This is a genomic window from Bacillus sp. AFS059628 (assembly GCF_002571225.1).
In the GTDB taxonomy this organism is placed as follows: Bacteria; Bacillota; Bacilli; order Bacillales; family Bacillaceae_G; genus Bacillus_A.
The window spans coordinates 1-12535 of the sequence record NZ_NVEC01000005.1; the positions used below are offsets into that span (position 1 = coordinate 1).

Annotated in this window: 10 protein-coding genes and 2 pseudogenes; 5 read left to right on the top strand and 7 right to left on the bottom strand. The window is 37.1% G+C overall.

The features are described from left to right. Positions 1-147: 147 nt before the first annotated feature. Complete coding sequence (gene cspD / locus COL05_RS03890; protein ID WP_001193054.1) at positions 148-348, bottom strand: cold-shock protein CspD; 201 nt, start codon at positions 346-348, stop codon at positions 148-150. 391 nt (positions 349-739) lie between these two features. Between cspD and COL05_RS03895 the strand changes: the two genes are divergently transcribed. Next, complete coding sequence (locus COL05_RS03895; RefSeq protein WP_048529674.1) at positions 740-1522, top strand: TIGR00266 family protein; 783 nt, start codon at positions 740-742, stop codon at positions 1520-1522. Positions 1523-1545: 23 nt separating this feature from the next. Here the strand turns inward: COL05_RS03895 and COL05_RS03900 are convergent, their stop codons facing one another. After that, entirely contained in the window at positions 1546-2316 is a 771-nt protein-coding gene (locus COL05_RS03900; protein WP_098667667.1) for a MerR family transcriptional regulator, read from the bottom strand. Between the two features lie 139 nt (positions 2317-2455). Between COL05_RS03900 and COL05_RS03905 the strand changes: the two genes are divergently transcribed. Beyond that, positions 2456-3178, top strand: coding sequence for a lipase family protein (locus COL05_RS03905; RefSeq protein ID WP_098667668.1), 723 nt, complete (start codon positions 2456-2458; stop codon positions 3176-3178). A gap of 76 nt (positions 3179-3254) precedes the next feature. Then, positions 3255-3389 (top strand): hypothetical protein, encoded by a 135-nt coding sequence (locus COL05_RS31695; RefSeq protein WP_000911073.1) that lies wholly within the window; start codon positions 3255-3257, stop codon positions 3387-3389. A 133-nt stretch (positions 3390-3522) separates the two neighbouring features. Here COL05_RS31695 and glgP read toward each other — a convergent pair whose 3' ends face one another. The 5 genes from glgP to glgB form a co-directional block, all read right to left on the bottom strand. Then, entirely contained in the window at positions 3523-5931 is a 2409-nt protein-coding gene (gene glgP, locus COL05_RS03915; RefSeq protein ID WP_098667669.1) for a glycogen phosphorylase, read from the bottom strand. Between the two features lie 18 nt (positions 5932-5949). Continuing rightward, on the bottom strand, positions 5950-7380 hold the full coding sequence (gene glgA / locus COL05_RS03920; protein ID WP_098667672.1) for a glycogen synthase GlgA: 1431 nt from the start codon (positions 7378-7380) through the stop codon (positions 5950-5952). A gap of 112 nt (positions 7381-7492) precedes the next feature. Next, the gene (gene glgD, locus COL05_RS03925) at positions 7493-8527 is read right to left on the bottom strand and encodes a glucose-1-phosphate adenylyltransferase subunit GlgD (protein WP_098667670.1); all 1035 of its coding nucleotides are present in this window, start codon (positions 8525-8527) and stop codon (positions 7493-7495) included. A gap of 18 nt (positions 8528-8545) precedes the next feature. Beyond that, positions 8546-9676, bottom strand: a complete 1131-nt coding sequence (gene glgC / locus COL05_RS03930) for a glucose-1-phosphate adenylyltransferase (RefSeq protein WP_000057614.1) — start codon at positions 9674-9676, stop codon at positions 8546-8548. Further along, positions 9624-11561, bottom strand: coding sequence for a 1,4-alpha-glucan branching protein GlgB (gene glgB, locus COL05_RS03935; protein WP_098667671.1), 1938 nt, complete (start codon positions 11559-11561; stop codon positions 9624-9626). Before glgB ends, glgC begins: the two co-directional genes overlap by 53 nt. 466 nt (positions 11562-12027) lie before the next feature. On the opposite strand from glgB, the pseudogene COL05_RS03940 reads away from it, so the two are divergent. After that, a pseudogene (locus COL05_RS03940) lies at positions 12028-12156 on the top strand (TasA family protein); the annotation flags it as partial. Further along, a pseudogene (locus tag COL05_RS03945) lies at positions 12147-12500 on the top strand (dockerin type I domain-containing protein); the annotation flags it as partial. The pseudogenes COL05_RS03940 and COL05_RS03945, both read left to right, overlap by 10 nt. Between the last annotated feature and the right edge of the window lie 35 nt (positions 12501-12535).

Here is a 12535-nt window from a genome sequence, read left to right on the forward strand (position 1 = left end):
GCCCTCGCCAATCGGTCTTTTATGGGCAGCCCGGCCCCCGCCTAAGTTCTTTGCTGTCGCTGCATTTTGAGGTGGGGTCTTACTGCCCATTAAAGCGGGATAAAAAAAAGCATTCCGAAAATCGGAATGCTTTTTATCGCTAGCTAATTAGTTTTTTGTAACGTTAGCAGCTTGTGGTCCACGGTTACCTTCAACGATTTCGAAAGAAACTTCTTGACCTTCTTCTAAAGTTTTGAATCCGTCACCTTGGATAGCTGAGAAGTGAACGAATACATCGTCTCCACCTTCAACTTCGATGAAACCGAAACCTTTTTCGCTGTTGAACCATTTAACTTTACCTGTTTGCATGTCATGTACCTCCTAAATAAAAATGAAACTATGAATCCACATGAAAAGGTGGATATAAAGGACATGAATGTATAACAAGCTTACAGCCTTTAATTCAACGTGCTTTATTTCCGTACCACATTATGTAGCTCAATAGTGATTTCACTATATCACGCTATATCCAAAACGTCAAATGAGAACACTTTCATTCCACCATTTTTTTATAATTTTAATATAGTGTTGAATTTCCATATTCATATTTTATCCCACCATTTACGGGCAGCTTGATTGGCGGGAACTGCTAATTCATTTTGGGTTGCCCTACTTTATTTGAAAATTAACAAAACTAAAGTATTCTAATCCTATTAAATTCTGTACAATATAAGTATCTATTACATACGAGGTGAAAAAAATGAGAGCACACGAAATCGAGTATAAGTTATACGGAGATGATATGCAGTTTGTTGAAATTGAGTTAGATCCAGAAGAAAGCGTAATCGCAGAAGCTGGCGCAATGATGATGATGGAAGATTACATAGAAATGGAAACAATCTTCGGTGATGGTTCTGGTCCATCTGGAGGTTTATTCGGAAAACTAATGGGCGCTGGCAAGCGTCTCGTTACAGGTGAAAGCATGTTTATGACTGTATTTACAAATACAGGTCACGGCAAGCGCCACGTATCATTTGCTGCCCCTTATCCAGGTAAAATTATTCCTGTAGATTTAACAGAATATCAAGGAAAAGTAGTTTGTCAAAAAGACGCGTTTCTTTGTGCAGCAAAAGGTGTTTCTATCGGAATCGAGTTTACGAAAAAAATCGGAACTGGTTTCTTCGGCGGTGAAGGTTTCATCATGCAGAAACTCGAAGGTGATGGACTTGCTTTCATGCACGCAGGCGGAACTGTATATAAGCGTGAATTAAAACCTGGCGAAAAGCTTCGCATTGATACAGGTTGTCTCGTTGCCATGACAAAAGACGTTAACTACGATGTCGAGTTCGTTGGAAAGGTAAAAACAGCTCTATTTGGCGGCGAAGGTTTATTCTTTGCAACGTTAGAAGGACCTGGAACAGTTTGGATCCAGTCCTTAACACTGAGCCGCTTAGCAGCACGCCTGACAAGCCCAGCAGCGCAAAGCAGCGGTGAAGGTAGTGTATTAGGTGGACTTGGTCGTTTATTAGATGGGAAAGAGTAAAAAGGGCCCTTATAGGGCTCTTTTTATTTAGGTGGACTATATAAACCATTTCGAATCATATAATACTCCATCGCTTCGTTAAGCCACGCCTCTTCTTCTTCCGTATAAGGAGAAGGCATCATATTATTATATTGTTCTTCTGCATTCTCTAATTTCCCTAAAGCATACACTGTCTCTTCGCCCACATACTTAAGAGTCGCTTTCATATGTTGGTCAACTAGTTTTTGCACTTCTACATCATCAGTTTTTCTTCCAAATAACCTTTTCACTTCTTTCGCTAAACGAACAAACTCTTTATCAAGTGTCAGGCTCTCTTCTTCTGGCTTATTATATAATCCATCAACTGTTTCTTTTGATACATATTCTTCAAGCCATAAACGTTGTTCAGTTTCTTTTTGAATGCTGTTAATTAAACTCATTAATATGTCACTATCCAACTCTTCATCTTCCTCAAGACATACCATTGTTCGTTCAAGCGCCTTTATCGAAACTTCAATTTGTTTTCTTTTTTCTTCAAAGGCTTTTCTTTGTTGTTCCAATGTTTCTTTTAAACTTACATTCAAACTTGGCATTTTCAGCATGACGCGTATTTCTTCTAAACTATATCCTAATACTTTAAGACTCACTATTTTCTGTAGCTCTAATATATCTTTTCCTTTGTACACACGATGACCAGAGCAAACATTCTTTTCAGGTTTAAGTAGTCCAATTTCATCGTAATATTGTAGCGTCCGTATTGATGTGCCTGTTCTCTTTGAAAACTCACCAATTGAATAACCTTCCCTTTTGCTCATCTTACACTCCTCCTAGCAATATGTTTACAAAAATCATACTCCCTCACGTAACTGTAGGTTCAAGCCTTTTTTCAAAAGAATGAATCAAGTTCCTCACTGCATATATTAAATTATACTTTTTCTTAAGGAGGCTCCCTTAATGCGTACTCCTTTATCCTTTGATAAAGATACTGCCATACTGTTAGCTACTTGTTGTGAGTTAACGTATGAACAATATAAACAAAATGGGATTTTTGAAATACCAGATGGTTTTCAATATGTACAAGGCTTTCAAGGAAAAACCATTCAAACGACAGAATGGTTCGGATTCATACTAGAATCTGAGGATACGATTATTGTAGCTTTTCGCGGGACACAAACAGATACAGACTGGATTATCGATTCACTCGTTAATCAAAAACCATATCCATATGCTTTGAACAGCGGAAATGTCCATAACGGCTTTCTTTCCATTTATGAATCTTGCCGAGATTCTATTATGGATATGCTCGTATCATTGCCAGCCCATAAAAAACTTCTTGCAACCGGTCATAGCTTAGGCGGTGCACTCGCTACACTACATATACTCGATGCGCGTATAAACACCGCATTTGCGCAGTACGGTCTTTACACATTTGCTTCTCCAAAAGTAGGAGATATCGCCTTTCGGAATTATTATAAACTACAAGTAGCTAGTAGCTTTCGCTTCGTTAATCTATTTGATGTCGTCCCTCTTCTCCCTCCTCGTAATGTCCATTTTAATGAACAAGACTGGGAATATGCACACGTTCATCACAACATGACATTTACAAAAAATACAAAATCTATTACAAATAACCATGCCATGACAACATACAAAACATGTCTGACTTCTCATTTTTAACCAGTAAACAATTGGAAATAAAATATCCTTATACTATAATAATATATGAAGTTATTTTTGGATGAGGGGACCTTACATGCTAAAATTTATCTTTGCACTTTTTCTCATTGTAATTTTTACGTTTACAGGTTTCTTTACATTTTCATACTTTGCGACAGGAGAATATGGTGGAACAGGTATAATCTATACCGCTATCCCATTTCTTTCTTAAGCAAAAAAGGAAAACCGAGCTTAATGAGATTAAGCTCGGTTTATTTATTAGTGTCAATTTTTTTCGGTAAATCGATATCTCTTAAAAATCGCTGATATATTTTCATATTGTCTTTTCCAACGTAGCGACCTCTTTAATACTGCGTAACCGCATTACCAATACCCCAAATCTCATTACTATACTGTAAAATCGTTCGATCGCTCGCAAAATGACCAGATTGTGCAATATTTAAAATCGACATTTCTAGCCACTTCGTTCGATTTTCATAAGCTCTACCAACAGCTTCCTGTCTTTCCGCATATGGACCGAAATCTCGCAGAACGAAATATTCATCATTTTGAATAACGAGAGAATCGTAAATCGCTTCAAATTCAGCTCCCGACTGTGCAAAGAAACCATTCGTTAACTGATCTACTACCTTTTTAATGTGCCCATTGTGATGATAATAATCACTTGCACGATATCCACCATTTTGATAGTAATGAAGAACCTCTTCGGCCGTTAAACCGAAAATGAAACAGTTATCATCACCGACCCTGTCTTTTATTTCAATATTCGCTCCGTCTAACGTGCCGAGTGTAATCGCACCATTCATCATAAATTTCATATTCCCTGTTCCCGATGCTTCTTTACTCGCAGTTGAAATTTGTTCACTTACATCGGCCGCTGGGAATATATCCTCCGCTACAGACACTCGATAGTTTTCTAGAAAGATAACTTTCATATATTGACTGACGTACGGATCATTATTCACTTTTCTTGCGAGTTCATTAATTAATTTAATAATTTTTTTCGCATAGTAATAGCCAGGTGATGCTTTTGCGCCAAAGATAAAAGTACGCGGATAAAATGTAAAACTAGCATCCTCTTTCAAACGGTTATACAAATATAAAATATGAAGAACGTTTAACAATTGTCTTTTGTAAGCATGCAGCCTTTTTACTTGCACATCAAAAATAGAATTAGGATCGATTGTAATCCCCATTTTATTATGAATGCGCGCCGCTAAAATTTCTTTACGCTCTTGTTTTACCTCTGCAAATTTCTCTTGGAAACTCGCATCGTATTGAACTAATTGTAGCTCTTGAAGCTTAATCGGTTCTTTCTTCCACTCTGTTCCAATCGCCTCTGAAATAAGGTTTGTCAGCTGCGGATTCGCCTTCATTAACCAGCGTCTATGAGCGATTCCGTTCGTTTTATTATTAAACTTATCTGGATAAAACTCATAAAACAATCGCATTTCACGTTGCTTTAAAATTTCTGTATGAATTTTTGCTACACCGTTTACGCTATGGCTACCGACAATTGCTAAATGAGCCATTTTCACAAGATTATGCGCAATAATCGCCATCTCTTCAATACGATGCCATTCATACGGATAACGTTCCCAAAGTTCATGACAGAAACGTTCATTAATCTCTTCAATAATCATATAAATTCTCGGTAATAACGGTTTAAAAATATGAATTGGCCACTTCTCAAGCGCTTCTGATAACGTCGTATGATTCGTATAAGAAATCGTTTGCGTCGTTATGTGCCAAGCTTCTTCCCATGCTAGTTTTTCTTCATCTAATAAAATACGCATCAGTTCTGGAATCGCCAAAACTGGATGTGTATCATTAATATGAATCGCAATTTTCTCATGTAATTGACGAAGATCACCATATCTTTCTCTATGCATACGAACGATATTTTGCAAACTTGCTGATACGAGGAAATACTGTTGTTTCAAACGAAGTATTTTCCCCTCATCATGCGTATCATCTGGATATAAAAACTCCGATACCGCCTCTGTTTCACGCTTATATTTCAAAATATCTTTGCAATTTTGTGGGAAAGGAACTGGTTCAGCATTCCAAAGTCTCAGTGTATTTACAGTGCTCGTCTCATAACCTACTACTGGAACGTCATATGGTACTGCCATAATCACTTCTGCATTCGTATGCCTAAACTCTAAACGTCCATCAATGTATAGCGGTTCCACATTGCCGAAATAACTTACTTCTACAGCTTGATCATGCCTTCTTACTTCCCATACGTTTTCATGAAGAAGCCACTGTTCTGGAAATTCAACTTGGTAACCATCAACAATCTTTTGATCAAATAAGCCGTGTTTGTAACGAATGCCACACCCATGACCTGGTAAGTTTAACGATGCAAGTGAATCAAGGAAACAGGCTGCTAATCGCCCAAGTCCACCATTTCCAAGACCTGCATCTGCTTCCACCTCTTCTAATTCTTGCAACGAAATCCCAAGTTCAGAAAGTCCTTGCTCACATACATCCCTGATGCCTAAATTTAATATGTTACTTCCAAGCAAACGCCCAAGTAAAAACTCAATGGATAGGTAATACATTTGCTTTCGCTCTCCAGACCGATAGCTTTCATTCGTTGCAATCCATTGACTATTCATATACTCACGCACCATGTACCCAAGCGTATTGTATTGATCACGTGTTGTAGATTCTTTGAAACTTTTACCATACATCGTCTCTAACTTTTCTAGAAAAGCTGATTTGAAACCTTCAACATGAGTAAACATTTCTTCACCACCTACATGTTATTCCATGAGACTTTTATACAATTTCTTATAAGCAAGAGCTGACTTCTCCCAGCTATAATCTTCCGTCATCGCTTGCTTTACAAGCTGCTCCCATATCGGTTTATCATGATAAAATTCAATTGCACGAAGAACTGTGTGCAACATGTCATGTGCATTAAAGTTCGTGAAACTGAAACCATTTCCTTCTCCAGTTTTTTCATCATAAGATTGTACCGTATCATTTAATCCGCCTGTTTCCCTTACAATTGGAATCGTACCATACGCTAATGCGATAAGTTGTCCAAGTCCACACGGTTCAAACAGTGATGGCATTAAGAATAAATCACTTCCCGCATATACTTGGTGAGCTAATTCTTCATTAAATCCGATGTACACTTTTACCTTCTCAGGATACTCGTATGCCATCCACTCAAAGAATTGCTCATATTCCGAATCACCTGATCCTAAAATAATACATTGTACATCTTCCTCCATTATTTCACGGAATACAGTACGTACTAAATCAAGACCCTTTTGCTTCGTTAATCTCGTTACCATTGAAATAATCGGCGTATCTTCTTTTTCTGGCAAACCAAAATAACGCTGCAAGGCGCGTTTATTTTCACTCTTTTCATATAATGAATCTGCATCATACTGAGCAGTAATATACGAATCCGTTTCTGGATTATATACGCTCGTATCAATTCCATTTACAATGCCGCTAAGCTTATCATTATATTTGCGTAACAACCCATCTAACTTCTCACCGAAAAACTCATATTGAATTTCTTCTTTATATGTCGGGCTAACTGCTGTAATTTGATCAGAAGCGATAATACCGCCCTTCATAAAATTCACATTCCCATAAAACTCTAACTGCTCACTGTGGAAATATTCATCACCAAGTTCTAACAAGTCGTACATCACTTCAGGAGGAAATACACCTTGGAACTGTAAGTTATGAATTGTATATACCGTTTTAATATGCTCATATAATGGGTTATCTTGATACTTTTCACGTAGTAAGAAATTAACCATAGCTGTATGCCAATCGTGACTATGAAGAACATCCACTTCGAAATCAAGATGAGGAATACACTCTAAAACTGCTTTCGAAAAATAAGAAAAACGCTCTCCATCATCATAATGACCATACAGAGAATCCCTCTTAAAATAATACTCATTATCTATTAAGTAATACGTAATCCCGTCTTGCTCACCTTTTAAAATTCCGCAATATTGATTTCTCCACCCAAGTGGGACGTTAATCACTTTATGTAGCGTACATCCATCCCTTAATTTTTGCGGAATAAGGCTATAATTCGGGAGTATAATGCGAACGTCCACACCTAATTTTTTTAGCTCTTTTGGGAGCGCACCTGCTACATCAGCTAACCCCCCCGATTTAGCAAATGGTACACATTCTGATACTGCAAATAAAATATTCACTTGTTGTCCCACTGCACGAAAAGCTTATACTACTTCCCTTGCAGCTTCCTCCCTTCGAGTTTTCATTTGAATTAAAACTTTAATCAGTGGAGGAAGCCCCCCACTGATTCTTTTAAGAATAACTATTAATCGTACTGTTTTGAACGCTTCCTTTTTCTACAACGTATGGCTCATCAGCGTTTCCTTTTAGTACAACACCGTCACCAATTTTCACGTCTTTATCAATAATAACACCGTCTATTATACAGTTATCTCCAATTTGGCTCTTTTGCATAATAATGCTATTACGAACAATTGAACCTTTTCCGATTTTAACAGAACGGGAGATAACACTATTTTCTACTTCACCTTCAATAATACTGCCGTTTGCAATCATTGTATTTTTCACGGCTGCACCCTTTAAGTAACGAGTTGGTGGTTCATCTTTTACTTTCGTAAAGATCGGTGCTTCTTTCTTAAATACTTGCTTCCAAATAGCAGGCTGCAAAATTTCTAAGCTATGTTTATAGTAACTTTCAATCGAATCAATAATAGCTACATATCCTGTATGCTCATACGTAACAATATGCAGTGATTTTCCGCGCTTTTCTCTCACCACATCGAATAAGCTATATTGCTCCAAATCTTTATATGACTCAAATAAATCTAACAATAATTTTTTCTTTAACACGTATGTTTGAAGCGAAACCCCTTCATGGCAAACTTCCGTAATATCAGCTGCCGTATGTATATGTCGCTCTAACACCACCTGGAAATTTAATGCTGTTACGAGATGGCTATTCGTAATAACGACGTATTCTTCTCTAGCTCTTAGAAAATAATCAATATGTCTTCTAAAATGCGCAAAAGATCCAAATTCATCTTGATCACATTGGCAATTTGGCGGGAATAAAAACAGTCCGTCTCTTTTTCTATCTAAATCCCACTGTTTTCCTGAACCAACATGGTCCATTAACGAGCGGTTTTTATGACTTGTAAAAACCGCTACACTATGAATGTTAGAATTCACCATATTTGAAAGCATGAAATCAATGAGTCGATAACGGCCCCCAAACGGTAACGCCGCTAGTGAACGATGCCCTGTTACTTTCTTTAAGGAAGGAAAACTTCCCGTTGCATTAATAATTCCTAACATTTTTTCTCCCATTCATTTCATCCCCCTTTTCTATTTCCCTTCAGCAATGAGTACTACATCGTCAACATTTTTTTCCGGACGAATAATTGTTCCATCTTCAATAACCATTTCCGATCCAACAATTGCTCTTTCAATCACAACATTTTTTCCAATCTTTGCTCCTGGCATAACGACAGAATCAATAACCATACTACCTTCTTCTACCGTCACCCCTTGGAATAATACAGAATGCTTCACGTCCCCTTCAATGACGCATCCTTCGTTAATAAGTGATTCTTCTACTTTTGCCTGCTCTGCAATATATTGAGGTGGCTCATTTGGATTTACAGAATAAATACGCCAATTACGATCGTTTAAATTCAGTGATGTTTCATCACGCAGTAAATCCATATTCGCTTCCCATAAGCTCTTCACCGTTCCAACATCTTTCCAATATCCTTCAAACGGATACGCCATCAACTTCTTCCCTTCATCTAATAAAAGCGGAAGTACATCTTTTCCGAAATCATTACTAGATTCAGGATTTCTTGCATCCATCTCTAAATACTCTTTCAAAATTGCCCAGTTAAAAATGTAAATTCCCATTGATGCAAGATTACTTCTTGGAAATTGTGGTTTCTCTTCAAATTCAACAATCTCCATCTCTTCGTTCGTATTCATAATACCGAAACGACTCGCCTCATCCCAAGGTACTTCAATAACAGAAATGGAAACATCCGCTTCCTTCTCAATATGGTAATCTAGCATTTTACTGTAATCCATCTTATAAATATGGTCGCCTGATAAAATAAGAACGTACTCTGGTTCGTACTGACTTAAATAGTTTAAGTTTTGATAAATAGCACTTGCCGTACCTGTGTACCACTTCACACCTGAAGACTCCGCATAAGGAGGTAACACTGTGACTCCACCGCTTACTCGGTCTAAATCCCACGCATTGCCAATTCCGATATAATTATGAAGTTCAAGTGGTTGATATTGCGTTAAAATCCCAACCGTTTCAATACCAGAATTCGCACAGTTACTTAGCGTAAAATCGATAATGCGATATTTACCACCAAATGGAACAGCTGGCTTGGCTAAATTTTTTGTTAATGCACTTAATCGACTACCTTTTCCCCCTGCTAGTAACATTGCTACGCACTTTTGTTTTTGAGCCATCTTGTTTTTTGCTCCCCTTTCTCGTCTTCACTGGTCGTAATATGGATACGCCAAATGGTGGAATTGTAATTTCTACATGTGCTGCTTGATTATGAAACGGTTCTTGAATCGCCTTCAGACGTTTCTTATTTACTTGCCCTGACCCGCCATATTGCTCAGCATCACTATTTAAAATCTCGTTATAATACTCAAAATCTGGTACACCTACTTTATAGTTTTCATATGTAGCTTTCGTAAAATTACATAGGACAACTAACGCATCTTCTTGTTTATCCCCTTGGCGAATAAATGAGAAAATACTTTGCTCATGATTATTAGCATCTATCCACTGAAATCCTTCAGGCGAATGATCAAGCTGCCAAAGTGGTTTAGAGCGCTTATACAATGCTATGAGCTCTTTAAAGTAATCATGCATATAACGATGCATTTCAAAATCATGTAAATTCCAATCTAAATCTTCAAGGTCTTTCCACTCATCAAACTGCCCAAATTCTCCTCCCATGAAAAGTAATTTCTTTCCTGGGTGAGTAAAGAAGTATCCATATAATAAACGAAGTTGAGCAAACTTATCCCAATACTCTCCTGGCATTTTATTTAATAACGACTTTTTCCCATGAACGACTTCATCATGAGAAAGCGGTAATATGAAATTTTCAGAGTAAGCGTATATTAAAGAAAACGTCATTTTTTCATGAATATACTTCCTGTACTCAGGTGCACATTCCATATACTTCAGTACATCATTCATCCAGCCCATATTCCATTTGTAATTGAACCCAAGCCCACCTTCATACGTTGGGGCTGTTACAAGTGGCCAAGCTGTCGAATCTTCTGCTGTCATAAGAAAATCTTCATCTTCTGCAAACACCGCTTCATTTAACTCTCGTAAAAATGAAACAGCATGCTCATTACTTTGCTCCTGTCCTTCTTTATTCCAGTACAGCATGTTTGCAACTGCATCCACCCTGAAACCATCAATATGGAAATATCTCATCCAAAATAACGCATTTGAAATTAAGAAATTACGTACTTCTCTCTTTCCTAAATCAAAATTGACAGTTCCCCATACTGCATTTTCTTGCACATCTTTATCTTTATATTCATAAGTCGGTGTCCCATCAAACAAATATAAACCGTGAGCATCTTTACAAAAATGCCCCGGCACCCAATCTAAAATGACACCGATTCCATATTTATGACATTCATCGACAAAATACATCAAATCATGTGGCGTGCCGAATCTACTCGTTGCTGCATAATATCCCGTCCCTTGGTATCCCCAAGAACGATCATATGGATGCTCAACAAGCGGCATAATTTCAATATGTGTAAATTGATGTTCCACCACATAAGGAATGAGTTCTTCTGCCATTTCCCTGTAAGAATACAGTGTTCCGTCTTCTTTCTTTTTCCAAGAACCGAAATGTAATTCATAAACTGTCATCGCTTCTTTATAAATCAATTTTTTCTTTTTCTTACGACTCCAGTTTTTATCATTCCATTCGTACCCCTTTATATCAAAAACTACAGATGCCGTATTCGGTCTTACTTCTGCATATACAGCATACGGATCCGCCTTAAAGATGACGTCACCAGCCATCGTTTCAATCGCATATTTATATATTTCTCTTTCTTCAATATGCGGTATAAATAGGGACCAAATCCCCTCTTCTGTCACTTGCAGCATCTTATGTTGCTCATAATCCCATTCATTAAAATCTCCCACAACACTCATTGCTTTCGCATGAGGAGCCCATACTGTAAAACGTACACCTCGCATCTCATCTTCCGTCACAACATGTGCGCCAAAGATGTTATAACTTTCATAGTACTTTTCTGTATGAAACTCATCTCGTTTCACTTCTTCACAATTTACTACACTCAATATGCTCACCTCACTAAGATGACAGAATTTTTTATACTTTACCAATTCTGCAAAAAACTGAAATATCCTTGTTAATTTATAAAAAATATACGTTTTTTTCTTAAAAATGTTGGTTTTTTTTCACATTTCCATATAAAATATCGAATTTTGACGAATATTCATTGAAAACGCTTCATTTTTTACTAGCCTTTCACCCTACCATTTATTTCTCAATCTTTATTTCATTTGTTTTATCCTATTTTACATGTCAAGTATCACTTAAAATCGTAACAAAATAATCTGTTATAAAAAATATTTCTCAACATTTTTGTCATAAATTTATTGAAATGGAAAATTCATAAGCATATACTCGTTCCCAATAAAGAACAGTGAACCTTCGCAAATATAATTCATACTGAAACACTATGTTTACTCTATCCATGCTCTAGGCGAAAGTTTGATAAAAGTTAAATTAGGGGGCTTTCTTATGTCATTAAAACAAAAGGTTGGGATGGGAGTTGTCACAGTCACAGCTTCACTTGGCTTATTCCTTACATTCGGCGGTGTATTCGCCTATTTCAGTGATTCTGAAACAGCTAGTAACTCATTTCAAGCTGTCCAACAACGAGTTTAAGTACTGAAAAAGACGGTAAGCTACTTGGCCAATATTATTATGCACGCCTTGATGAAAACCTTGCAGGTGATGTAAATGGCGATAAAGTAATTGATATAAAAGATGCTGAAATTATCGCTAGCAATTACGGTAAAAAAGGACTATCTGTAACAGACGGTGACCTTAACAAAGATGGCATTGTCGACGAAAAAGATATTCGCTTCGTTGAAAAGAACTTTTTGAAAAAAGGTCCGGATGCATCTAAATCACAAACACCTGTTGAAAAATCTAAAAGTGGTACACTGGCAGATATTTTAAAGAAATTAGGATTAACGCCTAAAAAATAATAATAAAGAGCACTCTTGAACTGCACCCCAATTGT

Coding starts and splice junctions, on each gene's coding strand:
- glgP (WP_098667669.1), bottom strand. CDS start 5,931: ATGTTTACTCATGTTGAAGGTTTCAAATCAGCTTTTCTAGAAAAGTTA.
- COL05_RS03895 (WP_048529674.1), top strand. CDS start 740: ATGAGAGCACACGAAATCGAGTATAAGTTATACGGAGATGATATGCAG.
- glgC (WP_000057614.1), bottom strand. CDS start 9,676: ATGGCTCAAAAACAAAAGTGCGTAGCAATGTTACTAGCAGGGGGAAAA.
- cspD (WP_001193054.1), bottom strand. CDS start 348: ATGCAAACAGGTAAAGTTAAATGGTTCAACAGCGAAAAAGGTTTCGGT.
- COL05_RS03900 (WP_098667667.1), bottom strand. CDS start 2,316: ATGAGCAAAAGGGAAGGTTATTCAATTGGTGAGTTTTCAAAGAGAACA.
- COL05_RS03905 (WP_098667668.1), top strand. CDS start 2,456: ATGCGTACTCCTTTATCCTTTGATAAAGATACTGCCATACTGTTAGCT.
- COL05_RS31695 (WP_000911073.1), top strand. CDS start 3,255: ATGCTAAAATTTATCTTTGCACTTTTTCTCATTGTAATTTTTACGTTT.
- glgD (WP_098667670.1), bottom strand. CDS start 8,527: ATGGGAGAAAAAATGTTAGGAATTATTAATGCAACGGGAAGTTTTCCT.